The following is a 26,705-nucleotide window of genomic DNA, read 5'->3' on the forward strand; positions in this document are numbered from 1 at the left end:
AGCAGCTGTTAAATCACTCCTAAAGGTTACTACTAGGGCTTAAAACGTATACCTAACTCCGAGTTGTACCTGTGCTCTTGAATTGAAATAATCAATACTATAGGTTTGTCCAGGTTCATTGAACGTAAATACGGGCCAGTTTCCATTATTTTGCTGTGGTGGAAACAAGGTCGGTGTCAAACCCACGCTACTGGTCGAATTGAACGTATTAGGCGAAAAATATTGTACTCCCCACTTTTTGTACAGCAGGTTTGTCACATTGACCAAATCGGCAGAAATCGTCATAAACTGTCCTTTTTTAATGCTCACAGGCAAATCGTGTGCAATGCGGAGATCCGCTTGCACATTCCAAGGTGTACGTCCCCTATTACGTTCCGTAAAATCTCCTCTTCTGCTGCTGAGATAAGCATTGCCATCGATGTACTTGTTAAATGCTTCAGCTTGTTGCACCGCCGTGTTTCCACTAGGAATATCTTTAAAATAACGGATTGCCTCCTCCTGATTTGGGATATAGACCAAACTCACCTGTTGTGGCAATCCTTGAATGCTGTTGTTGACAATACCATAAGTAAATGGAGATCCCGATTGTGCACTGATAAACAAGGTGATGTTTGTTTTTCCTGCCGTTCGCCAATAATGATCGTAACTGATACTGGAAACGACGCGGTGACGGATATCAAAATTACTATAGGCCAACTTTGGATTATTCGGTATAAGCGATTGGTTCAGTTGCCAATTTGATTCCATAGAATTACGCACCCCGTTGCTCAAATCCTTTGATTCTCCGTACGTATAACTCGCTGTTCCATTAAAATTCTTCATTCGCTTACTGATTGTCCCCGTGATGTTATAACGGTAGCCCTGATCGGTATTGCTCAATACATAAATATTCGAGAAACGATCATCAACCGCACCCTGATACACCGGTTGCTGTTGATGAATATCATAACCATAATAAAGTGGATTATCATGGACATTCAACTGTTGAAAGAGCACATCGCTGATATTTTTGGTATACAAACCTTCGACTGTAAACTTCCAGTTGTTCGCTGTTTCATAGTCAATACCCAGACTACCACGCAGTACCTGAGGCATTGTAAAGCCATTATCCACCAGATCAACCTGCGTTTTACCACTCTTCGGATCATTTACTACAGCTCCATTTGCGGCAATAAAATCGGCCAATCCATTGGGGCTGGGTTTAATCGCATCACTGCCCGGAGCAAAAGGTTTCTGATCTGCACGCTGATCAAAAGCACCATAACTGTCCCCTGTATTATAGAACGCATAGGCTAACCATGCAAAAGGAATCCGTCCTGTAAAAAGTCCTGCTCCACCACGTACTACTAAACTTTGATCTTCCAACACCTCCCAGCGGAATCCCACACGGGGCGACAACTGTACGCGATTAAGGAAATCATTTGAAATCCGTGACAAAGGCGTATAGTCATAAGTAGTCCCAAAGTATGGATCAGATTGTATATTCCTGACCTTATCACTTAATAATGGCATTTCCGGTAGGTGTGTAAAATCGGCACGTAAACCTGGCGTAACGCGAAAATGATCACTTACCCTGATCTCATCCTGTACATAAAGACTGTACATATTGATTCCAAAATCTGCCGAAGGATGGTCCAAAATATAGTCCCGCGTATTGTTTTTATAGTTGTAACTACCGCGTACACGGTAAGGATTATTACTTAAAAAATCGTCAATACTATTGTAGTCTACACGTCCATTCCAAGCATTCACAAAACCATAGCGAATACGGTAAAGCTCATTATGGGTCCCAAAAAGAAGTTTATGCCGGCCAAGGTTCCAGTTCAAATTTGCCGTCAGTTCCCAAGTGCGCTGTTGCATATCAAAAATACTCGCTTCACGGTCAGTTCCAAGATAAATTGTCGTACCTGGAGTACGTCCCTGAATCTGAACCTGTGGAAGAGTAGGGTCGCTCAACGGATCCCGTCTGTCGTTTACTACGGTAAACCCCAGTACCGCATTAGCAGAAAGATTATTGCTAAAGCGGCTTTTCAATTCAGCTACTGTACTGCTCTGATTATTCGTCTGCTTAAACGCCATACTCGAAAAGCGGAAATCCTGTTGATCCCGGTCCATGTGAGTCGCACTACTAAAAATCGTGTTGTTACGAATGGCTAATTGATGTCTATCATTGATATTCCAGTCGATACGGTTAAAAAACTTAGTGGATTTTGACCAGTTGGTGTACTTACCGGCTGTACCTGCATCAAACACATCACCATAGCGGTTACCTACTGTCGTGGCAATCGATTTGGCATCCTCTTCGCTCAGGATATGAGCAGTCTCCGCTGTCCCCACTTGCAGTTGTGTAGGATCTTGACGACGGGTAATCTCTTCATTGCTAAAGAAGAAAAGTTTATCTTTTATAATTGGAAAACCAATTCTAAATCCGGACTGGTAGTCATAAAAATCATGATCCATTTTACCGAGACTTCCCACACGGTCTTTACCCGTTAAAGCAGCATTGCGTCCATATCCATAGACTGAGCCTTCGATTTTATTGGTACCGCTTCGGGTTACGGCATTGACCGAACCTCCCGTAAAATTTCCGATTTTAACATCGTAGGGTGCCAGATAGACCTGCATGTCCTGTATGGCATCCATGGAGATCGGGTTGGTACGCGTACTGCTTCCGGCCATGCCCGAAGTCCCTGTTTGTCCACCCAGAGAGGGTGAAAAACCGATCGCATCGTTATTGACTGCCCCATCTACGGTGACGTTATTATACCTGAAATTAGTTCCTCCGAAACTATTGTCTCGACTTCCTTGTGGTGTCAGGCGGGTCACATCTGTAATCGAACGACTCACTGTAGGCATATTGCGGACCTGCTCAGCACTGATATTGCGTCCTGCGCCATACGTATCCGCACGTTGTCGCTGTAAACGACCAGTTACAGCAACTTCTGCTAATGCCTGATTGCCTTCCTGCAATTGTAAATTGAGTTCCTGTGCGGCACCAAGACGGATTTGAATATCCGTACGTGTATCACTTTGCATCCCGACCATACTCACGGTCACCGTATAGGGTCCACCAATACGCAGATTGTTTAAGGTATAGCGCCCGTCTTTATCCGTAGCAAGTGAATAACGTGTGCCCGAGGGAGTATGCACCGCCAGAATTGAAGCCCCTGCGACAGCATGCCCATCAACATGTAGCACACGCCCTGTTAAAGCACCTGATGTTTCCTGCGCGAAAAGTGAGGTACTTATTAGAAAAAAGAAGCACAACAAGGCTACTTTTATATGGTTCCACCAAAACATCCCTTTCCCTAAAGACGGACCAGATCTTGGCTTACTATTGCTATAACTGTTCATTTTTTATTTCTTTTAGCTAATCCTAATTTGATTATTGGGTAATCCGTAAACCGCCATCGATCACGTGCAGTACCCCATTTCCACTTAACATATCTTGTTTCAGTAATTTGATCTCTGAAGTATTCCCTATTCCACGTAAGCTGATCCCTTGAAAAGAATTAGGAGCATTTGGATTGGGGACCAGTGAGATGCTGATGCTATTACCGTCCATCATGCCCTGTTGCGCCTTATTGGAAGCACCCGTACTCAGAATATAGTCGTATACAAAACGTCTATCCTTCACAATATGGTAGCGCAACAAACTTCGGAGCTTATCTGGATCTGCCAATTGGATCTGCTGCACCGTGCTATATCCCAAAGCCTGCATCGCTGCATTATTTGGTGCAAATACCGTATAGGGGCCGGCATCACTTATCGTCTGTAGCAGTCCAGAAGTTTTTAAAGCTTGTGCAAATAAGGTGATACTGGGATCAGCAGCAATAGCATTTCCAATCAAATCGTGCACATAGGGCGTCAGCACCCGATCTAAGACCTGAATCAGTCCATTGGATGCGGCGATGTTCTGAGCCAGTACACGTGATCCGTTGAGCGTCAATACCGTATCCCCTCCCTTTAACCAATGGGTCGCATACATTTTTCCTCCGCGCGTGCGTAATTCCTGATTAAACAAAAAAGGAAGTTTATTTAACTCATATTTACCATCCAACATATGATAATGAGCAATTCTGCTGATCACTTTCGTATTTCCCGCCAAAACTGATACCGCATCGCCATAACCTGCTGCTGAAAAAGCCGCATCGGAAGGTGCCAATAAGGTATAGGGTCCTTCTCCATCCTGTAAAACTTTATCCATTCCGCTTTTACGCAAAACGGCACTAAAACTAGACAGATTAAAGTTGTCGGCTATGACCAAATTGACCCTATTATTGTCATGACTATTCAGTACCTCGTCCTTTTTACATGAGGTCACCATGAAAGTTGCAAAAAGCAATATCCCCAATTGCTTATAATATCTTAGCTGTAGTTTCATCTATCGTTTATTAATCATGAGCTTACCAGCTCGTTTTGTTATTCAGCGTTCACCTGAAATCGTATCGGTATCTTGTTATTTTTCAGTTTCCATACGATTTAAGCGTCTACTTTAATTTAAATCCCTTAGGCAACAGCAGATTGTCCACAACATGTATCGGTCCATTGAGGGTATTGATATCGGTATCGATAATCTGTACAGTTGCCTGACCACTTTCTTTTATGGTCATGGATAGCTTTCCATTGGATGCTGTAAAAGCAAAAGGATTTTTATAGGCATATTGCACCTGCGCATTTCCACCGATGTTGACGTAATAATCCTGTAGGAAATCGGCCGTCAGATCATTACTAAAAAATACCGTACTATTGGGATATGCCAACCCATAAGCCGGATCTTTGATCGCAAAAAAGCGTCCCCAATCCCGATGATAGTTGACGATACTATCCAATGGATAACCACCAGAGGGTTGGAACGTCGTCTCATCAAAATACACATGGCCTCGAGTCTCATTGAATTGAAGCATTTCTGCTACAGATTTAAATCCTGCACGCTTAAATGCAGCGTCTGTCGGTGCAAACCAAGTCGATATGGTGATATTGGGATCAGCATAGTCGGGATTGGGTGTTGGTCCGATCATCCATTTTTTTGTATAGGGCTCCCGCGCATCAGGAAAATTCTGCCAATATTCTTCAGGAGACATTTTATAACCAAATAAAGGCTCCATTTGAGTCACCATCACTTCCACGAAAGCATCATCAGAAAGACGTTGCAATTCGAGAAACATGGTAAAACGCCCATCCTGCTCCAAGGCTTCCAAAACAGTTTTTGTCGGTTTGGTAACGGTTTGCTCCAAAAAATAAAGCGCACCATTACGTGCCGGTTGATACTTCATTTTACCGGCTTTCTTTCCATTGATCAGCAATTGTTCATCGCGTATAGCCAGATAATGTTTGTAATAGTAGGGGTCATATCGTTGGCCAAGACCTGATCCCACTCCACCTTCATAAAAAGGAACTCGTAAACCCGGATTCATCAGCATACTTTTTACAGGTAAACTATTATCTCGAAGTTCATCACGGGATATCATACCCAAAACCGTATAAAATAACAGGAGGCTGTCTACATCTGCCCGTGGCATTTGTGCAATCTTTGCTTCGGTCAGTCCCGACGCGATCATCGCCGCATTGTTGGGAACCAACAAAGTATAGGTGGTATTCCCTCCTTTTTCCTTGATTTTCTCCTCCATGCTGCTCTTTTTCCAAGCCGTATAAAATATTGTCGCATCCGGATTTTTACCTAATATTTCGGTAACACTCTCGGTCGCATCAGGTTTATAAGGCACCTGCTCGCCTTCCGCTGCAGGCATAAACTCTGTTTTTTTACAGGCGGCAAATAACAGCGTCATGAGCAAGCCCATAAAGGCCAGCTTATATAGTGTATTGATTTGTTGCATTTTCATCAGCATAATTTGTGATATTATTTAATAGCCTGTTCAGGTCTTACCAACCCCTGATTAAGATCATGTACCACACCATTACGACACAGATAGTCCATCTTTGCCCTGATTCCATACGATACTTGAGCAATTATAGGTGCTGTGACGGTACGGTCTGCACGCAATCTGAGGTAGTAACTTAATATAAAACTGGGGTAGTCCTCTCCGGCAGCAAAACTCATCTCATGCAGATTGTTCTTTAACTGATAGGTATAGCCCCCAGTAGTCGCAATGATCCCCATAACTTTAGCATCGGATACAAAAAAGTGTTTGTCATAGATGAGGTAAGATCCAAACAGCACATCAGCACGATATTTTTCTGGGCTTAATGTTTGTAATGTTTCTTCGGTAATACCCACTTCTTCCAATGCTTCATTGGTCGGCGCAAAGATGGTGAAGGGCCCATTCGTTGCCAGTTGATCCCATAAACCAAATTTCTTCAACCCACTTACAAAAACACGGTAGGTAGGACGTGCTGCCAACCAGGCCTGAATAGAGGTATCAAATTGTGGTTTCATCATTTTATCCAAAACATACAAAACGCCATTGGCTAAAATCACATCTTTTCTAGACGCCTTTGCTCCACTAAAGAAAAGCTCATTTGTAGGCGTACCACCATTTGGTCCCACCGAACCTAGCGAAGCATATAACTCCGAACCGGCTAGCGTGGCATAGCGCACATCTACCCCATTTGATGGGATATCCCGCAAGAGCATACGGCGAGGAAGAATATGGTATTGGATCACTTTTTTTAAACTGTCCAGATTCATCTTATCAAAATCTGAAGGTCTAAATATGCCTAATTCATTAAATGCGGCATCTGTAGGCACCAAAACGGTATAAGGTCCCTTTTCATTTAGCATTGCCGTCAATCCCACTTTTTGCAGCGCGGCACTGAATAAGGTCATTTCATAATTATTTTTGATAAAATCCGATGCCGGACGTAAGTTCTCGTTGGGTGCGACCTCCGTTAAATCCGGATGTTCGCAAGAGAAAAGGAAAAACGAAAGCATAAACAATACGTACTGCCATACTTGATTCCTCCTCTTATCGATTATCTTATAGTTCATATTTAAAATCTCCTAGCTAACTGTTAATAAACTGGTGGTGCATATTTGCGTTGAATGGTGGTCAGGTAAATCCGGCCATTGACCACTTCTAATGTGTTGACTGTTGCAAAAGTTTGTGGATTATGGGTGCCGGAATGCACATTGACCAAGAGATTTGGCAACTGCGTTCCATTATCAGATCCTTCAAATGATACTTTGCCATTCTTCAGACAGTTCACGGATGCCCAATTGCCTCCAGTAGCAATATCACCGGAGAAAAAAGGATTATTGGTAATATCCATACCTGGGATAAAGAAATCAAACCGTTGCCAGATATCAGTCTGGATACCGTTACTTTTACTACTTGCCCACAGCGGAAAACTCACATAAGGACTGACCGCAGCGTTGGTATTATTACGGGTCAATCGCGTTAAAAATTTACCTTTATAACCAGGTACTGTCTGTGCCTGAACAGACGGTTTTTCTTGACTTTCATACAGCGAAAGAAAGATATTCATCTCGTCTTTGATCCCATTTTTAAAACTCCGCAATAAGTAATCATCATCTTTCAACGTCAGATCGGCCTCTAAGAAACCTGTTGCACTCATGTTGTAAAAATTGACATAGACCAAGGAATCGGAAAGTGGCAGTTTATGAAAATTCTCCTGACGCAAGAGCAATCCATGCGTTTTGGTCACAAAATCTTTTTGCAGCAGATGCAAGGTATACACCTCTTTACTTGCTAAATGGATCACTGTATCGATTAAGATATCCGTCTTCAGGTGACTTTCTAATTCCAAAAAAGGAATGGTATTCTTTGGTCGATAGGCGAAAATAATGCGCAGGTCTCCCGACGGAACTTGAGCCCAGCTGCTTAAATCAAATCCGTTTAAGATCGGGCCTACCAGTACATTTTCTTTACCTGGATATTCTGGGTTATCCACTGTGGTACTATTTCCGATATGTGAGGGATAAGGTGGAGCATAAGCTGCTCTTTTATCCAGAAAGTCACCTACAATCTCGGCGCCTGTTATTGCTCCTCCTGCAGCAAAGGTAGGATTGATCAACATACAGAAATAGGGCACTTTATCATCTTTACTGCCTAAGGTCTGAACATAATTGAGGTTGTTGAACACCCGTAGATAGGCAGGTTCGGCGATGGCTGTATATTCCACCTTATTACAACTTGTAAATAGGGAAACACACAGCAGCCATAGTGCTAAGTAAATCGTTAATCGTTGATTTTTCATATCAATATTTTTTTAAATCATGGTCAGACAAGAATACTTATGCCTTCCATTATCGGGTATGTTTAACTAAAATCATTCTTGCTTTATCGGTCGCAGTAGCATCTTTTGAACTCTTGCCAATAAGAGCAACCGTATATACGCCTGCTTCCTGTATGGGTTCGGGGCGTCCTGATTTCTCGTAAAGTTTTTTATTGGCGATAAAAGCTTCGTGTGTCAACACGCTGATATCGCTTGCCCAAATACCTGGAACGACATCAGGTGTCGAACGATAGACCATAAATTCAAAAGGATTATAGAGCGTTCGATATCCGATATATGGTCTTTCCATCTTCGGAATTCCAGGTTGTAGATTTTCTACCGCGTCGCGATTATCGAAAGACGTGGCAGGAGACTGTCCATTGCCCACAGTGAACGTCACATATGGATTTCCAACGGATAAGTTTAAAAAGCGTTTTGGGAAATAAAACTGATATTGTAAACGGGCAAAACTGGCATCATCCTGAGCTCCTGTATAGACCGAACCACTTAAGTCATTGGCTACTAATAGCAGTTGAGGTTTACCATCTTGTTGGGGATAAAGCCAAATGGTATAATTTTGTGCCGGTTGCATCGCCTGCTCCAAAGACGCCAATACTTTGCCTGATGCATCCAAGGCTTCTATCATATGTGTTCCCTGAATCATATTGAGATAATTACTGGCCTGACCAAAAGTCAAAGCATTGGCTAGTGGTTTACCATCAACCCGAAAATTGACCGGTTGACCTGCTCGCGCATTAGCTGCTTGAATACGGGAATAGGTTCGGTTGGCAGGAGCTGCTACATCGGTCAATACCTGAAAAGCATTCTGATAATAGGAAGAGGTATTTCCGATTTCATCGACGTAGTAATTAAATTCTCCGGGAGCAACCAACAAGGTATACACGCCACCGGGTTGATAGGTCGTGACGGGAGCGTAATGCAAATTGCTATTGCTCGAATGATCGATAGCGATCGTGGATGTCGACGGATGAAGGACAGTGTATGCGTAAGTATCTGCTCCCAAAGCTGGAATCTGCCTTCCGTCTTGGAGCAATAACCTAAACTGATAGGTACCATAAGGCAGTTCAATATAATCAGAAGCTACTGCATTTGTCTGTATATTATTGGTTTGTGTACTGACCAATGTACCATCGGCATACGCTAAAGATACGGCCCCCGTAATATCTTCCTGCATACCCAAAAGGCCCATGGTCTGATGTTTGATAGGACCACCCAGATTGACGACTCGGATTTTAAAATGATCCGGTTTTGAAGGAGCGGAAACCGCACGTGGCACCGCTACTATATCCGGTTGTCCATCCATAAATAACGTAGGCAGCAAGAAATAATCCATCGGTTTACGGTAATCGTTGGCAGCCTGAAAAGTAATGTCCCGATCTAAAGCCCCCTGATAATGACGTATCCCCAACGTAAGCTTTACTTGATCCTGTTGGTTAAAGAGATCCTGTGGAATTACCCAGCTTTTACCCAATCGTCCGTCTACAGGAAAATAGGATGTACCCGGATAGCGATCCGTATCTGGAGCGTCTGGACGACGCACGATAAAATTGGTTAAACTATCTTTACCTGAAATAACCTGATTAAATCCAGCCATATTTATAATCCGCACATTGGATCGTTCACGGTTTTCCGTTACCGCCCGATTGTCAACACCCATATCCATTTTTTCTTTCTGACAGGCCGTAAACACGAATGTGAAAAATAAAATGGCCACATACATGAGGTGGTTATCCACTAGGCGACACCAATAAGCTTGTTGCGTATGATCGCGTTTGTACTGTTTAAAGTCTAATTTTTGATATCGCATGACTACAATAAATTATATGTAAAGCCTACCATGATTTCCGCACCGCGTTTATAACTACGGTTGATGTACTCGTTGCCGTACCATTTTCCTCCCGTTTGCGGATTAGCATACACCGTTTTAATCGCTGGATTCATGATATTTTTGGCAAATCCCTTAAATTGAATTCTTTTATTGATCCGTTGACTAAAGACAAAGTCCAGATAAGGCACTGGCTGTGTATATAGATCTGGCTCGCCCGTTAGATTGATCTGGACCAAGCGTTCGCCGACCATATTAAAGGTCAACGTTAGATCTGTTCCTGATTGATCATTATCATAATTTAACCAAGCGTTGATCGAATAGGGAGCTTGTTCAAACAGGGGGCTATTTTTTGGTGAATGTCGATCCAATGAGCGATTGGCTTCATAGCGCGCCGCTGATTTTTGGATCTCACTTTGAGCAAGCATCAGGTTGGAGCCTAAGAAGAAATTGCGTAAAGGATCGATCAAAGTTCCCAAGTTTTTAACCACTTCAAACTCTACTCCCCAGACTTTACCGACATTGACATCATTCTGGAATTGTATGGTCGGAAATTCTGGGTAAGTAGCGGCCAATCCCTGAGTTTCCAGATTAAACACCTTGACCAATTGGTTTTCGATACGCTTACCGAAAGCCGAAACGGCTATAACCTCGCCTTTTGCCGGAAACCATTCCCATCTAAAATCTGCATTTTGAGTATATTGATTTTTCAGATTTGGATTTCCAACGACCAATCCCATTTGAAAAGCGTCAAATTCAAATACATTGGTTATTTCCCGAAGCTCCGGCCTTGCCAAGGTCGTATTGACAGCGCCCCTAAAATTCATGTTATCGTTTAAGGTAAAGGTTGCATTCAACGAATAAAAAGGCTTATAACCTGTTTTATAGACCGAATTTGGATCAATCGGATTAAGCGGTATTGGAGCTTCTCCATTGGCGCCTGTTGTCAATGAAGGATCCAAAAATACGCCAGCTGTATCGACTGTAGAGCCAATATTGGTCATTTCAAATCGAACACCCCCTGCCATACGGAAACGGTCGGTCAATTTTAGATCAAGCATACCGTATAGGGCATTGGTTTCAAAATAACCGGTATAATTGTTCGGTGATTTCTGACTGTTATATAAAAATCCGCCGATAGGCATCATTCCTTCACCCTGACCTGCTGCTGGTATTTTCACTCCAATGATTTCATTACTGACCAGACGATTCAGATTACCTTCAACGTCATAGAGCGGTAATGCTTTATTTCTGGTAAAATTCGATCCTGGTAAGAACAACTGGTTTTCTGTAAAATCCCGATCCCGAAACAAATAGTTTACCCCTGTTTTGAACTCTTGCTTCTGACCTAGAAATCGGAAAGGAATGCTGATATCAGCTTTGTAATTGTAATTCTGTTCTGTCAGATTTCGCCATCTCCGGCCATTCGGCTCCGCCTGCATAATACCATAGGTACCAAATCCATTGACATAACCTGAAGTCAAGGCATACAAATGTTGAGTATACACCTCTTGTGTTTCACCATTATTTGCGCCCACAACCGGTCTGCTATAATAACCTCCACCACGCGGGATATAGTCTGCTAAACTCGCGAAACGAAAATCAGGATCATTCTGTTTGGATTTTGAACTGGCCACATTGTAACTTAGACGAGGAGAAAGATCACCTTTTAAAAATTTGTGTTCTCCTTGTAAATTGAAGGTATTCAAGTTTCTGAACGTCCGTTTAAGCGAATAGGTTGTACTTCTCACCTCTCCCGGCAAACCCGTGTATTCGTATCGACCATTTAGGTGAGTAGATTTCGTTTCACCGCCCCAGCTCCCGAGGTACTGCATACTGATTTCATGCTGTGGATTAAATCGGTAGGTCAGTCCCACCAGCGTTCCATAATTCAAAGTTTCGGTTCCGGTATTTTCCTTATAAGTCTGATATTTGCCCATATACAGACTATTGGGTGTAATATAATTTGGAATATTGCGGACACTGTACACGTCTGGATTACCAGTTACGACTCCTTGATAGATACTATATTGTGTCAAGTCACCGCCACTGATGTCGGTTGTTCTTCTGTAATAATTACCACCTAAAATGACCCCTAACTTATGTCTCTTATTAAACAGGTCATAACTGTTTCCAAAGGTGGCCGAATACAACTGGTTCAATGGCGCTTTTTTATAGGTACTGGTCATCACAGGATCAAAGCCCTGCATAATGCCGTTAATCCGTCCCACCTCCTGATAAGCATCGTTGCTATAATTACTGTTGGCGATCATATTGTGGATCGATGATAAGCCTGCGGGATATTCTTTTGCTAGATGTAAGAAATCAGTCGACAGATTTTTATTATTGATCTTTGTGCCCAAAAAACCCATCTCACTATTCCAGAAACTATTGTACTTCCCTCCCATCCCAATATTGGAATTTAATCCGGTCTGTGCTATGACTTCGAAAGTCATCCGATCGGGGACAGACTTTGTTTTCAGTTCTACAATCCCCGAAGCCGCATCTGCCGGTTTATCAGGTGTCACCGTTTTATAAATGGTGATGTTATCTAGTAAGGAAGCAGGTACCAAATCTAAAGGGATAGAACTACGGTCAGGATCCGATGATGCTAGACGTACTCCGTTTAGCTGTCCAATCACCGATCGGTCACCAAGACCGCGTACCGCAACATATTTATCGTCAGTAACGGTTACTCCGGTGACCCGTTGTAAAGCTTGAGTCGTGGTAATACTTCCCGTACGCTGTATCAATTCAGCCGAAATGGCATCCTGAACAATAGATGCTCGTTTACGCTCTTCCAAAACGGCAACTTCGGTATTTGCTTTACGTCGCGCCTGTACCCTGACTTCCACCTCATCTAATGCTGTTGAAGCAGAACGCAGTTGGATTAGGATATTACGTTCGGCGGCGTTAATCGATACTTCTCGGGATTGGTATCCCAATAAGGTGAATACAAACACCTGTGTGCTTTTGGGAACAATGATTGTAAAATTGCCCGCGGCATCGGTGGTAGCTCCTAATTGAAGCCCTTTGACCCGAATGGTGACCCCTGCAAGAGCCGCTTTATTATTCACATCTTGGACGCTTCCGGTGATCGTAAATTGCTGCTGTTCGGGTTTGGATTTGCTTCCAGCATTTTCTGGAGCATCGGTCACCACTACTAATTTATTTTTAATCACATATCGAAAAGGTAGATCGGAAAAACAAGCCATTAATGCCTGTTCAATGGAAGCATCCTTCAGGTTAATATGGATCGGTTTGGTATTTTTAAATAATTCAGTATCATAAAAAAAGTCGTACTGACTTTGTTTTCTGAATTCCTGTAATATGGATGGTATGTTGCTATTTTGTTTATTCAGTGTAATACGCTGCCCAAAAGTAGACGCACTGACCTGAACCAACAAGCAAGTCATTAACATCATGGTGATTTTCATAACACGCATGCATTGATAAAAATTCATATGTATTTATTGTCCTTTCACAAGACTATATAGCAGATTCATGACGGGTGTTTACCCAATGCAAATGAATATTTTATATATTTGTTGTCGTTAATATTAATTGATGATTTTGTTCGCACAACGTTATTGATCAGCTTAACGCACTAGCCAGAGGTGTTACGAGCACCTTTGGCCTTTTTTTTAAGCCGATCGGGTATTATAGAGGTATTAATCGGTCACAATAATCCTCCTTTCTGTCAATTTCAATTTTGCTTTTCCCGTTATTTCAACCATATCCATAATAGCATTCAATGGCTGAGAACGCGAAACAATGCCATCAAATTTGAGTTTTCCTAAATGTGGTGGACATACGATATCCACATCGTACCAGCGCGATACTTTACGCAGGATACTGGCTAATGGCTCACTTTTAAACACAAAATCTCCCGCAGTCCACGCTACCTGCTGCTCGACATCTGCTGTACTTACGACCAGGTGTTTATCTAAGAATGATTGCTGTCCAGGACGCAACAGAATCGATTCGCCGTTTAAAGATGAAGTTACCCGCACACTTCCTTCCAGCAGTGTGGTAACTATTCCAGGTTCATCAGGATAGGAATTCACATTAAAATGCGTACCTAATACTTGGATCTCCTGATGCGCTGTTTCCACATAAAAAGGGATACGCTCGACCCGACCATGTTGACGCTTTTCCATTTTGGCAATTTCAAAATATACCTCACCGGTCATTTTTACCCGGCGCTCGTGATGTTCAAAATGCAGGGGATAGTGTAAGGTTGATGAAGCATTCAACCAAGCCTTAGAGCCATCGGGTAAGGTAAGTCGATACTGCCCTCCTTTAGGAGTGGTAATGGTATTGGAAGAATTCCTGTTGCTGGATTGGGATTCGGAAACACTGTAAATAAGCTGACCACTTTTTGTTTTCTCTACACGCACACCGCCTTCTAAGGCCAATGTTCCGACTGCAACTTCATCTAATGAGATGGTCGAACCATCTGCCAAAGTCAATAAGGCTTTATCTTCTCCAGGGATTACTACACTTTGCTTATGGTGATCAGGTTCAGATAGGAAAGATTGACGTAACATCAAGTACGATAGGGAACCGATGAGCAGTAGTGAAGCCGCGATCTTTAGCCATGGGGAAATTCGAAAGCGGGTATCCGTTTTCTTATTTTTTTTTGCGATCTGCTCCTTGAGGCGGAGATAATGATCTTCAACAGTAGTTACGGCAGTATGATAGGCCAACGTTTGGACTATCCGCTTCTGTTCTTCTACTTCTTTACGGTACTGCGCATGGTCTTGCAGCCAGTTTTCCCATTTGGCAACATCCTGAGCTGGGTATCCTTTACAATAGTTGATGAAGCTCTCATCTGCTAACAATGCTTTCAGATTCAGTTCTTCCATGTTTTATTTCTCTTCATTTGATCAATAGAGCATGGAGTATGCTATTTTCACTACTGATTTTCTAAAAAAAATAAAAAAAATGTTGAAAGGGCTCCAATGGCTATTTTAAGGAAGGTTTCTTGTTCTGCAGTCAACAGATTTCTTAATTTATCCACAGACTTATAGATGGTATTGTAGACGGTATTGATGGAAACACCATTTGCAGCAGCTATTTCTTGGTAGGATAATCCAAGATAAAATTTCTGATAAATCAGCAAACGTTGTTTCTCGCCCAGCTCATCAACTTTTTCTTTTACAAAGCGTCCGACCTCATCTTCCGTATAGCGCTGTATAAATCCATCTTCAACAGAAGGGACCTCGCAGTTTTCCAATAAAGTGGCGATGGTCGGAATCATTTCATACTTCTTGGCATCATCGCGAAATAGTTTCCGCAAAAAGATGGTAATGATGTAATTATGGAGATGGTGTATGCTGCTACTTTTAGCTCTGTTTTCCCATAAATGAAGAAACACATCATTGATAGCATCTTGAATGATATCGATAGCAAAACCACGTTTGGTACCTACATAGCTGAGATAATGATGGTAGTATTCGTAAATCTGATAAAACGCTTCTTCACATGCTGCTGCAACAAATGTATTCCAGTGTTCTTTCAGTTCGTGACGTGTTATAAGAGACATAAATTCAAGATCATACGGTTAACTTTTCTTTACAAAGAAATAGAACGCATATTAACAGAGCATTAATTATAAATAACCAAATCATGTCATATTGATCCTCCATATAAAGCCGAGCAGCAGCTCGGCACACGATGTACCTGCCCCCTGTAGTTTATCTAAAATATCCGATGCCTTTATCCGGATCATTTAAAAGGTATATTATCATATCTGTATGTGTACCTGATCTGTTTTCTCAATTTCTTTAATTTTACAAATGCAACTATATTGCATTTACTATATTAGTTTTATATCTTTGTTTTTGTATTACACTTAAGAAAACAGATTATATATGATACCTGAAACATTTGAACAATGGAAAACCTGTTTGGTACATGATTGCAAGATCCCGCTAACAGCAGAATTTGCAAGAACAAGACTTGCTGTTTACCAGGACTTCAATAAGTCGGAAACGAAAACATTCATCCGCTTATATGGCCCTCAACACCATCAAAACATCATTGGCTGGTTTACAAAAATAGTTGAAGGTTCGATTGAGGATCAGATCAGCTAGGTTTTACACGTGCGGACTTTATCTCACGCAAGTACCCCTACCACTTACATTAAAATACTAAAGAATGAAATACATGCAGACAAAAACATCCGTATCCACTCCTGATGGGATCACGCAAAAGAAACTCCCCGTTACCGTATTAAGCGGTTTTCTTGGTGCTGGAAAAACAACCCTCCTCAATCATATTTTACATAATAAGGAGGGATTGAAGGTAGCAGTGATCGTCAACGATATGAGCGAGGTCAATGTGGACGCGCGCTTGGTTGAACATCAGCACACGCTATCACGTACAGAAGAAAAATTGGTTGAAATGAGCAACGGTTGCATTTGCTGTACCCTGCGCGAAGATCTCATGGTTGAGGTGGAAAAACTCGCGAATGAAGGTCGATTTGATTATTTATTGATTGAGAGCACAGGCATCAGTGAGCCTATTCCGGTAGCGCAGACTTTTTCCTATGTTGACGAAGATCAAGGTATAGACTTGTCTCGCTTCAGCTATATCGACACCATGGTGACGGTGGTGGATTGCTTTAACTTTTTCAAAGATTTTGGTACAAATGAAATGCTACAGGATCGCAATCTAACAGATATGGAAGGTGACGACCGAACGATCGTCAACCTGCTGACCGACCAGATCGAGTTTGCGAATGTCATCATCTTGAATAAAACAGATCTGGTGGATGCTGGGACCGTTGGTGTTTTAAAGGCTGCGATACACAAATTAAACCCTGGAGCAAAAATAATCAGTTCTGCTTTTGGAAAAGTAAGTCCAAAAGAAGTATTAAACACCAAACTTTTTGATTTTGAGGAAGCCCAGACTTCGGCAGGATGGCAAAAGGAATTGGAGTCGGAACAGCATACTCCCGAAACAGAAGAATATGGCATCAGTTCGTTTGTATTCAGAAATCAAAGACCTTTTCATCCTGAGCGGTTTTGGCATTACTTAAACCATCAGTATCCCGCAGGTATTATACGTGCCAAGGGTCTTTTCTGGCTAGCCTCCCGTCGTGATGAAGCTTTAAATTTTTCTCAGGCTGGCGGCTCTTCGCGCCTAGAGACTGCTGGTGTGTGGTGGATCAGTATGTCCTACTTCGAACGCATACAATTTGAAAGTTACGTCGCCAATAAAGACTATATCGAAGGTCGCTGGAGTAAACAATGGGGGGATAGAATAAATGAACTTGTCTTTATTGGACAAGACATCAATGAAAAGAAGGTGAGGATGGATCTGGAAAAATGCTTACTCCAAGAAGATGAGTTTTATCTGTTTGATAAAAATATCAGGTTTGAAGATCCTTTTCCAACAAATATATAAGGTAGATCATCTTGACTAAAAATGAAATAACATGGTTGCATACATAAGCACCATGTTATTTTTTTATCAGGGGACATCAACCTGCCATTATTCTTTTCATCATCAAATTCAACTGATCATAAGCTTTACTTTTAAAAAGTTCTAAACCTGAGCAGATCAAAATAATGGAGGATCCCTTCACGTCTATCCATAACCTTTCAATAAATTATCTAAAAAAAATGGCAAGATAACACAGCATCTTGTCATTGATGATCCTATCATGATCGAGTACCTTTGTCTTAATCGATATGCAAATTACGTTGAGACATGGATAAGAAAAATATAGCCATTTTGATATTACCAGATGTACAATTATTAGATGTAGCAGGACCTACTGATGTCTTTCATACGGCCAATGAAATTGTAAAAAAGGCAGGTTATGGAGCTCGTTATGAGCTTCATTACCTCTCGGCATTAAAATCAGAAACTGTCGTATCGAACTCAGGTATCAAGCTCCAATGCGATTCGAGCATTTATGATATAGCCATACCGCTAGATACCTTGATTATTGCTGGTACGCACCCCAATTTATTTGCAAATCTTGACGAAACGGTCTACATGTGGCTCAACCAGATATACCCCCAAATAAATCGCCTAGCTTCAATTTGTGTCGGTACATTTCTGATGGCCAAAAGCGGTCTGCTGAAAAATAAAACGGTGACCACACACTGGAAATATGCAGGATTGCTCAAAAGTATGTATCCTGAGATCGATGTTGATGCTCGATCCATCTTTTTAAAGGATGGCGATATCTACAGTTCTGGCGGAATCACTTCTGGCATTAATCTGGCGTTGCATTTAGTTGAGGAGGATTTGGGACGAGACATAACCATACAGGTGTCCAAGCATCTGGTATTTGGAGTACATCGACTCTCGGATCAATCACTTTTTTCTGAAGAATTACCTGCTCTTGAAGATATGAGTGAACTTGTTCAAAAAGTATATCACTATGTTAACGCCCATATTGGAGAAACATTCACTCTTGAACAACTGGCGGACGCAGTACACATGAGTTCACGCAACTTCTCCCGTGTCTTTAAAAAAGAAGCTACTATTCCTCCGGGACAATTTGTCGAAAAAATACGTTTAGAAAAAGCGAAACAGCTCCTCGCCTATACTGCTGACACCTTAGCTATTATCAGTGTGCTATGTGGCTATGATCAGGTCAGTTCCTTAAATAAACTGTTCGATAAATACTATAATATTAGTGCTTCCCAATATCGAAAAACATTTCAACATTAATTCATATATACCTTTTAAAAAATGAATATCAATAAAGATAAAACAACTCAGAACATTGCATTTTTTGTTTTTGACCAAGTAGAAGTATTGGATCTAAACGGACCTTTGGATGTGTTTGTAAAAGCAAATATACTCGTACCGAATAGCTTTAACTGTTACACGGTGGCTTTGGATGCTACGCCTATATTTGCAGAATCCAATACCATGCAAATTATTCCTAATTATACAATTGATAATTGTCCACAAGCAGATCTGATTATCGTACCTGGAGCATTTCCTGAGACAGTGATCAAATTATTTAAAGACGAGCATTTTGAATCCCGATTCACAGCATGGATTACAGCTCAGGCACAACGTGATACTGTAATTGCCAGTATTTGTACAGGTGCGCTATTACTTTCTAATACCCATATTTTAGATGGAAAAGCGATTACCAGTCATTTTATGATAACAGATCTTTTACAAGAATTAAATCCGAACAGTCAAGTGATGACAGGACCTCGATACATTGATGAAGGGAATTTGGTAACAACAGCGGGAATCACAGCAGGTATAGATGCGGCCTTATATATGGTAACAGATATACTTGGAAAGGATGTGGCTAAACAGATTATTGAAATTTTTGAGTATAAATCAGATTTGCAAATTCATTAACCTTACCTATCTGGGTAACCGTCTCTTTTAAGATTGAAAATCAGTCTTTAGATGATCTCTTCACCTATCCATTCTTTCTAAGATCGAGTAAATGACAGCAATGAAAGGATTGAGCAATCCATTCAAACGCATATCCTGTGGATTTTACTTTCAGTTTTTAAAGCGGTAGCTAGGTTCTTTTTAAATCACTTCATTCGACATGAAGTGATTTAAGCCATTACCGACTTTTTTTGATCGTGTTTTAAAGCATTATACCCCATTTCTTAATCGATCAAAAAATAGCTTCTATCGGTTGATCATACCTTTTCATCGGTAGAATTTTTAAAGGATGTGGCGTTGCTCTACTTTTAAAGAAAAATTAAAAGATATGTCACTATACACACCGCTTATTTGGATCTCTTTCATGCTACCGTTAATAGCTATTGCATTTGCCAAAACGAAAAAAGTAAATTCAAAATTTTTAATCCTTTTCATCGTCTATTTTTTAGCTGATTGTTATATCCAGCATTTTAGCAGACAGTATGTTAGCCTTGATTCCATTGGATTAAAATTTTCTTGGGTCGGTAAAATCTTAAGTTTATTGTTAGCGCTGACCATCATTTTTTCGGTAAGCAAAACTCATCGTGAGCAGATCGGATTCACCTCGAAAAGTAATACAAAGAAACAGGTCCGATTCGGGATTTTTCTATTCCTTGGATTCTTACTTTTTGATTTGATTTTCAAATTGATCCTATTCCCTAAAGGAGGTCATTTTAATCTTGAGACATTCGCTTTCCAGGCAACAATGCCCGGTTTAACGGAAGAATTGGTCTTCAGGGGGATTTGCTTTTGGCTTCTTGATCAAGCTTTTACTCCCCAATGGAATATCAAAGGGATCTCATTGGGTTGGGGATTTGTTATCGTGACGCTTTTATTCAGTGTTGCACATGGTGTTGTGCTCACGAAAGATCATCAACTCAAATTTGATATCATCACGATCATCTACCTCACGCTGATATCTTCGTTAAGTGTGGGTTTGTTACGGAAATTTTCAGGCAATCTTGTTTACCCAGTAATAGGTCACAATATGATCAATGTATTAAATGCCTTGATCCGAATATTATAACTAAAAGATTGCTTAGAAAGCGCAATGGATAAGTTAAGAAGCTTCAAATTAGTAATGAATATTACCCGAGTCATCCGTATTTTTTATACAAAAACTATCCCTATAAAGCGTTCAAAAAACTATATTTGGTTGATCTTTTTAAACACATTTCATGTCGCAGGATACACAGGTTTTCTCCAGCTACTTAACGAGTAAGATAGCAGAATTTGATTTTGAGCGTTTATATACCAAAACAAATCGACTGCTGCTGCATGTATGCATGTGGTTTACTTTTTCAGTCTTATTGCTGCTGAGCTATATACTGGCATACAAACTCTCTCTGTTTAATGCTGTGATCCTCACCATCAGGATGACGACTGTTAATATGCTCGTATTCTATCTCTTCTTTTATGTCTTGCTACCCAAGATTTTAGCTGGAGGCAGGAATAAGATCATTATACTATTGATCATTAGTTTGCCTTTCCTGTTGTTTATCTGGATTGCGATCACCTATTTCTTTTCCCAGCTCTATCATGCTTTGGGGTTTGAAATCGAAAATGGGGAACTTAAAGGTGCGATTAAGATGAGTGCCGATCAAACGTTTTTACAGGCTGTTTCTTTCAAACGCATGATCTCGCAGGCCTTCATCGTGATTTCGATTCTATCGCCCTTCTTTTTTGTGAAAATTCTATTTGAAATCTCTAAACTTTATAGTAAAACTTTAAAAATTCAGCAGGAAAAAGCAAGCTTAGAAATAGAAAATATCCATATTGAAAAAAACTTTTTAAAAGCCCAGCTCAATCCACATTTTCTGTTCAATACCTTAAACAATCTATATGGGCTTGCGATAAAAAAAGATCCCGCAACGCCAGATGTGATCGTCAATCTTTCGGATATTATGAGTTACACCCTCTATGAATCCAATACAGAAAAGGTATCCTTACAAAAAGAACTGGAATTTATAAAAAACTATAGCGAACTTGAAAAAATGCGCTATCCGGCTGATAAAAAGATTGTATTACACCTTCCTGATGAAAACAATTTGATAGGATTATATATTGCTCCATTGCTCACTTTTACTTTTATAGAAAATGCCTTTAAATATGGTCTTAGCCATAACAAAGAACAGTTTATATATTTGAGTATAAAAATTGAGGACAATCAATTTTACTTTCATCTTGAAAATGATGTAGATGACCATGTTTCCCAAAAAGAGTTTGGAGGTATTGGGATTGCGAATGTTCAAAAGCGCTTGCAGTTGTTATATCCCGATAAACATGAACTCAGGATTGAAAATCTCCAACATAAATTTGTTGTCAGCTTAAAAATAAATTTAACAACTCATGGATAAGTTCACGTGCATCGTTGCAGATGATGAACCGCTCGGCAGAGAGGTGATCGAAACGTTTATAAAAGAAATTCCTTTTCTGACCCTCGTGGCATCCTTTGGTGATTCCGTAGAAGCGCTGCTCTATTTACAAAACCATCAGGTTGATATTATGTTTAGTGATATCCAAATGCCAAAAATAAATGGGATGGAGCTGGTACATGCCTTGGTCAATCCTCCTGTTATTATTTTTGTTACTGCCCATCGCGATTTCGCATTGGATAGTTTTGATGCTGGGGCAACCGACTATCTGGTAAAACCGGTTCGATTCGATCGGTTTTTAAAGGCTGTCAACAGAGCTAAAGAAAGAGTCCTGACAAGTAAGGCTACTACACGCCCAGAGACTAAGCCTGACCGTATATTTATCAAATCGGAAGGAAGGTTAGTCAAAATTGTATTGAATGAAATCCTTTATATAGAAGCGCAGGGCGATTACCTGAAGATCGTCATTCCCGAAAATAGCTATACCACGCAAGCTACGCTCAAATCTATGGACGAAATCCTAGATAAGCAGCTCTTTTTTCGTGTGCAGCGTTCGTTTATCCTTAACATCGAAGCTGTCAAAACCGTCAGCGGAAATATGATCGAGTTGACAAATGGTAAATCAATAGCTATTGCTTTAAATAAAAAGGAAGAGTTTTTCAAGTTGTTGGGCATCAAATAAAAGAGATAATTTTATTATATTTACTTGAGATCCTTATGGTAGATATACAATTTAAGAACAGTAAAATTAGTACAGGTATTTTCCTATGTATAGCCTTTATTGCGCTTTTACTTTTCTTTATTTTTAACTCGTCAAACAGCTATGCTCCCATACTACTATTTTTAATATTCGTCACGCTTCATATCTTATATTTTCATAAAATTAGGTTCTGGATCGAACATAAAAAAGGAAGACCAGGATTAAGCATAGAAGAACAAGGACTAGTAAATAACACAGCAGATACCCCCATTTTTATTCCTTGGAATGATATTCAAACTTTTGAAACTGGCTTTTATCGCGCGCAGAATCAAATCTTTATCCAGGTTAAGGATGAGAAAAAATATGACCAAGTTAAACGTACGGCTTACTTAACTGCTTTAAATGCGATAGGTCGTTTTTTCAGATCAAAACCTGATTTACTTTGGATCGATGTTGATGTTTTAGCGATTTCTGAACCACAACTTTTGCTGTTACTTCAAACTCGATTAAAAGCATATGGTGAAGCGAATCGGTGAGTGCTGTTATGAGTGCTTATTTAAAATTAAACACCGCTTTTAAAACTGCCATTCGCCCTCTTAGCTCATAGCTGTTATGCATTTGCATGTTAGCCGATACCGAATAGGTTTCAAATTTTTTAACATTCGCCAGATTCGTCAAGTTGAGTTCAAAGTCCGTTTTTGATTTTTTGTGACGATAGCGGATGAAGGTATCGAAAAACAAGTAATTAAAATCGTTGAATCCAGGTTGATGCGCATAGACATTACGAGCACTGAACCGTACATGAAAACCGGAGAACAAGGTCATCGGTAACCCAAGCTGATGGGAAGCCTGGAATGTATTTCGATCCAATCCCTGCACCTTTCCTTTCTGTTTACTGCCCATCCACGACAACTGCCCCGTGTACGAAAGATTCAATTGCTTCCAGATTTTTAATTCCAAATTAGGTCTCAAGGTATAGCCTATATTTTGAAATGGAAGGATCTCGTTATTGAAAAACTGGTTATAATCGGATAGGGACCACGATGCTGCCAGCTTCATGGTACTGGATAAGGCAAAGATATATTTGTCAAATCCGACAGACGCCTGATAAGAATTGACGATATTTTCCTGTTCGATCAATTGTGTCTGTGTCGATTGATCATTCACCACATTGGATAGTATGGTGTTGGAGATGGATTGTTTATAATTCAATCCTACATTCATAAATAATAATTTTATCGTTCTTCCTACCTTATAATTTAAGCCAAACTCATTGTTTTTATTTTCGGTGATGACACCGTTATTGCTTGAGAAGGTGCGATAGTTTCTAATCAATAGCCCCTGATACACATTTTCTATATTTCCAAATGAATGGCTTCGTTGATAAGAAAAACTAAGTTCATCTTCCTGACTCACACGAAGCCTAGCGGAAAATGTAGGATTGAATAAAATATCATGTTGATTTTTATCGAGGTTAAAATAAGGATCCGCATAACAGGTATATTGCCATGAAACCGGCAATACCAGTCGAGTGGCCCATCTCCTATTGCTCCATTCATATTCTGCATTTGCAGAAACGGAGGAGCGATTCCAGTGCAGCTTATTTTGAGTAGAATCTAGCGCGACATCCGCGATATTGCCCGCTTTATGGATCGCGATATTGGATCTCAATTTTTGATCTTCGACCATCGCACCGAGATTGTAGTATTGTTTTAATTTCCCTTTAGGAAGTCTATATCCGACACTTGCTTTCGTAAAAACTGTTGGAACTTCCACATGCTGCCAAGTCTGTTCATAAGGAACCCCTCCTGAGAACACATCAGGAAAGAGCCCTGGGGAGAATGATAAAGTTTGCGGTTTATTCGCATAATTGAGATACCAGTTTACTTGTACTATATCACCATTTTTAAGTGCAGGTACCCATTCCAATTGATTTGAAAAGCCTTTTATTTGATGATGGAGACTGCCCAAAATAGTCTCCCCATTGCTCTCGATATTCGCCTCGCGATCTTCCTTTTCATACTCAAATGAAAAAGCATTATTGATATAGCGTTTCTCTATATTTTTATTTAAACTCAAGCGCAGTGCCGCTAGCCATTCCGTTGTTTGGGTATACTGATTTTCATCAAAAATATAATCGCCATCTTCTGAAAAATAACTTGTCTCTCCTTTAAAATTGGTATTATTTTTATCCTGTAAGAGCTGAATATTGGATTTCAATTGGAAACCATTTTTGATATTCAATAGATTGTTGGCATTTAAAGCCACCGAATTATTCATAAAATAATTTGATTTGGCTACAGGTGGACCACCGACAGTACCTAGAGCCAGTAGATTATTAACTGCCGAATACCCCATTCGCGAGAGCACAGTAGCTTGGTTAAATCCTGTAAAATCTCCCGTCAGATCATTTCCAATATTATTGCCCTGCAAGACATTCAATACTTTATATTTTTTATTAAACAGGATCGTATTGAGTTCGCCGTCATATTGCTTGGGTAGTCCTGCACCTAATTTTGCCTGACCCGTCAACTTCAGTTTCGCATCGTCCTTGATCACGAGATTGATCGCCACTTCATCGGTATAGCGTCTATTTTTGAGCACTTTCATGTGTTCATGATTGGTCAGCACCTCGATGTCCTTGACCATCTTATGCGGGATCGTTTTGGTTCCGATCGCATAGCGGTCATCCAATAAATCATCTCCATCAATATAGAATTTCGAAATCGCTTTTCCCTGATATTTGATACTTCCATTGTCCCCGACCTCAATACCCGGCATCCGTTTTAATACCTCACCAATGCTACGGTCCTCCTCTTTTGCAAACGAAGCCACGTTATAGGCAAGCGTATCACCAATCTGTCTGATCTGCGGTCGGCTTTTGACTTCTACATCTTCCAATAGCACTACTTTTTGCTCCAGTTCAATTGTTTTTTTTAAGCCAACTTCTGTCCATGGGATTATTTTTTTGTGATAACCAAGATGATTGATCTCCAGATACGCTCCATCCACATCTTTAACTGTAGCCAAAGAGAAAGCACCATCCGCCTTTGTTTCTTTGAAGGTTAACAATTTATGGTCACTAGATTTGAGCAGGACATGGATATGATTTAAGGCTTTCTTCGTGTTTTTATCCACTAAAAATCCTTCGATCACATGTTCCTGTCCAAAAAGCTGTGCACTAGAAAGCAGCAGGTAAACAATAAAAACAGCGCGTTGTAACATACTACGGTTTTAATTCTAAAGGATTATTCGTGACCGAAGAAGGTTTATAATTATTGTCATTTTTAATGGACATGGATTTAATTTTTGATGCGTCGATAGCTGAGGAAGATGAAGTGCCGCTACCTCCGCTGCTCACAAAAACACCTGGACCTGCAATTCTCACGTTGGACTTCGATTGCATATAGGCACTGGGATTTGCCTTAAATGCCTTTTCTAATTTTTCGACTTCATCTTTTGTCGACAAAATAGCCTTTGCGGGAGTTCCAATGGTCACTTGGACATCAGCCGCCAATTTATCAAAACCTGAATATTCAAACTCCACCTCATTCTGATCATCCTTTGCGGCTAGAATAAGTCCTGGCAAACCGTGTAATTTCCACGGTCCAAAAGAAAACGGAATATCGGTTGTAAACCATGCGGTATAATGTCGACCTGCAAAAGTGGTGGTGGCTTTTTGACAGGTATATCCACCTATTACTTTTGTTTCATCGGCTATATTCCAATCTTGTTTAGGATAGGTAGTCTCTAATAAAAACTCATCTGAAGCAACACGCTTCACTTCTACCATCTGGGATTTGGCAGGTTCGAGCAGATAAGATTCTTTGATGCCACTGGTGGATCTGGAGATCACTAAATTACCGTCAAAATCTGGAGCTGAAAGCATTTTTGTGGTTTGCTCCTGCATTCTGGTCGTTGAATAACTGGTATAATAACTTGTTTGCTGACCTAAATAAGTAACGACTTCATCACGGGTATGCTTATCTCTTTTTGTCGTGTCATTGACATGCTTGAATATGTAATGCACTTTGGCGATTGCCTTTTCTTGCGCTTTAACAGCCATAAAACTGACTGAAATCAATACGGTTAGTAAGATCTTTTTCATAATGTTTACGATTTATTTGTAAACTTACGAAATATTCGTAAATAACAAATACTC

At 40.5% G+C, this 26,705-nt stretch carries 19 protein-coding genes; 8 read left to right on the plus strand and 11 right to left on the minus strand.

What is annotated here, in order from left to right; translation table 11 throughout:
• Window positions 1–39: 39 nt before the first annotated feature.
• The 9 genes from MUB18_RS20030 to MUB18_RS20070 form a co-directional block, all read right to left on the minus strand.
• A complete protein-coding gene (locus MUB18_RS20030) occupies window positions 40–3,354 on the minus strand; it encodes a carboxypeptidase regulatory-like domain-containing protein (protein WP_248754377.1) in 3,315 nt (1,104 codons plus the stop codon).
• 31 nt (window positions 3,355–3,385) lie between these two features.
• Window positions 3,386–4,384 (minus strand): fasciclin domain-containing protein, encoded by a 999-nt coding sequence (locus MUB18_RS20035; RefSeq protein ID WP_248754378.1) that lies wholly within the window; start codon window positions 4,382–4,384, stop codon window positions 3,386–3,388.
• Window positions 4,385–4,490: 106 nt separating this feature from the next.
• Complete coding sequence (locus tag MUB18_RS20040) at window positions 4,491–5,843, minus strand: fasciclin domain-containing protein (RefSeq protein WP_248754379.1); 1,353 nt, start codon at window positions 5,841–5,843, stop codon at window positions 4,491–4,493.
• Window positions 5,844–5,860: 17 nt separating this feature from the next.
• Window positions 5,861–6,949 carry a fasciclin domain-containing protein gene (locus MUB18_RS20045; RefSeq protein WP_248754380.1) on the minus strand — a complete coding sequence of 363 codons (1,089 nt, stop codon included), beginning with the start codon at window positions 6,947–6,949 and terminating at the stop codon, window positions 5,861–5,863.
• Window positions 6,950–6,972: 23 nt separating this feature from the next.
• Window positions 6,973–8,178: a hypothetical protein gene (locus MUB18_RS20050; protein ID WP_248754381.1), complete on the minus strand. Its 1,206-nt coding sequence runs from the start codon at window positions 8,176–8,178 to the stop codon at window positions 6,973–6,975.
• A 49-nt stretch (window positions 8,179–8,227) separates the two neighbouring features.
• Window positions 8,228–10,024: a DUF4397 domain-containing protein gene (locus tag MUB18_RS20055; protein ID WP_248754382.1), complete on the minus strand. Its 1,797-nt coding sequence runs from the start codon at window positions 10,022–10,024 to the stop codon at window positions 8,228–8,230.
• Window positions 10,025–10,026: 2 nt separating this feature from the next.
• Window positions 10,027–13,506: a TonB-dependent receptor gene (locus tag MUB18_RS20060; protein ID WP_248754383.1), complete on the minus strand. Its 3,480-nt coding sequence runs from the start codon at window positions 13,504–13,506 to the stop codon at window positions 10,027–10,029.
• A 207-nt stretch (window positions 13,507–13,713) separates the two neighbouring features.
• Complete coding sequence (locus tag MUB18_RS20065; RefSeq protein WP_248754384.1) at window positions 13,714–14,910, minus strand: FecR family protein; 1,197 nt, start codon at window positions 14,908–14,910, stop codon at window positions 13,714–13,716.
• Between the two features lie 50 nt (window positions 14,911–14,960).
• Complete coding sequence (locus MUB18_RS20070; RefSeq protein WP_248754385.1) at window positions 14,961–15,590, minus strand: RNA polymerase sigma factor; 630 nt, start codon at window positions 15,588–15,590, stop codon at window positions 14,961–14,963.
• 328 nt (window positions 15,591–15,918) lie between these two features.
• Here MUB18_RS20070 and MUB18_RS20075 point away from each other — a divergent pair, with 328 nt between their 5' ends.
• The 8 genes from MUB18_RS20075 (at window position 15,919) to MUB18_RS20110 (ending at window position 23,079) form a co-directional block, all read left to right on the plus strand.
• On the plus strand, window positions 15,919–16,140 hold the full coding sequence (locus MUB18_RS20075; protein ID WP_248754386.1) for a hypothetical protein: 222 nt from the start codon (window positions 15,919–15,921) through the stop codon (window positions 16,138–16,140).
• Window positions 16,141–16,213: 73 nt separating this feature from the next.
• Window positions 16,214–17,455, plus strand: coding sequence for a GTP-binding protein (locus MUB18_RS20080; RefSeq protein WP_248754387.1), 1,242 nt, complete (start codon window positions 16,214–16,216; stop codon window positions 17,453–17,455).
• Window positions 17,456–17,761: 306 nt separating this feature from the next.
• Entirely contained in the window at window positions 17,762–18,736 is a 975-nt protein-coding gene (locus MUB18_RS20085; protein ID WP_248754388.1) for a GlxA family transcriptional regulator, read from the plus strand.
• Between the two features lie 21 nt (window positions 18,737–18,757).
• On the plus strand, window positions 18,758–19,390 hold the full coding sequence (locus MUB18_RS20090; protein WP_248754389.1) for a DJ-1/PfpI family protein: 633 nt from the start codon (window positions 18,758–18,760) through the stop codon (window positions 19,388–19,390).
• Window positions 19,391–19,757: 367 nt separating this feature from the next.
• Window positions 19,758–20,495 (plus strand): type II CAAX prenyl endopeptidase Rce1 family protein, encoded by a 738-nt coding sequence (locus tag MUB18_RS20095; RefSeq protein ID WP_248754390.1) that lies wholly within the window; start codon window positions 19,758–19,760, stop codon window positions 20,493–20,495.
• 151 nt (window positions 20,496–20,646) lie between these two features.
• Window positions 20,647–21,825 carry a sensor histidine kinase gene (locus MUB18_RS20100; protein WP_248754391.1) on the plus strand — a complete coding sequence of 393 codons (1,179 nt, stop codon included), beginning with the start codon at window positions 20,647–20,649 and terminating at the stop codon, window positions 21,823–21,825.
• Window positions 21,818–22,525, plus strand: a complete 708-nt coding sequence (locus MUB18_RS20105; RefSeq protein WP_248754392.1) for a LytR/AlgR family response regulator transcription factor — start codon at window positions 21,818–21,820, stop codon at window positions 22,523–22,525. The genes MUB18_RS20100 and MUB18_RS20105 overlap by 8 nt, the downstream gene beginning before the upstream one ends.
• A gap of 35 nt (window positions 22,526–22,560) precedes the next feature.
• The gene (locus MUB18_RS20110) at window positions 22,561–23,079 is read left to right on the plus strand and encodes an STM3941 family protein (RefSeq protein ID WP_248754393.1); all 519 of its coding nucleotides are present in this window, start codon (window positions 22,561–22,563) and stop codon (window positions 23,077–23,079) included.
• Between the two features lie 16 nt (window positions 23,080–23,095).
• Here the strand turns inward: MUB18_RS20110 and MUB18_RS20115 are convergent, their stop codons facing one another.
• Together MUB18_RS20115 and MUB18_RS20120 are read right to left on the minus strand one after the other, a co-directional pair.
• Window positions 23,096–25,768: a hypothetical protein gene (locus tag MUB18_RS20115; RefSeq protein WP_248754394.1), complete on the minus strand. Its 2,673-nt coding sequence runs from the start codon at window positions 25,766–25,768 to the stop codon at window positions 23,096–23,098.
• Window position 25,769: 1 nt separating this feature from the next.
• Complete coding sequence (locus MUB18_RS20120) at window positions 25,770–26,651, minus strand: GLPGLI family protein (protein ID WP_248754395.1); 882 nt, start codon at window positions 26,649–26,651, stop codon at window positions 25,770–25,772.
• Between the last annotated feature and the right edge of the window lie 54 nt (window positions 26,652–26,705).

The sequence above is a fragment of the Sphingobacterium sp. PCS056 genome, assembly GCF_023273895.1.
Classification (GTDB): domain Bacteria; phylum Bacteroidota; class Bacteroidia; order Sphingobacteriales; family Sphingobacteriaceae; genus Sphingobacterium.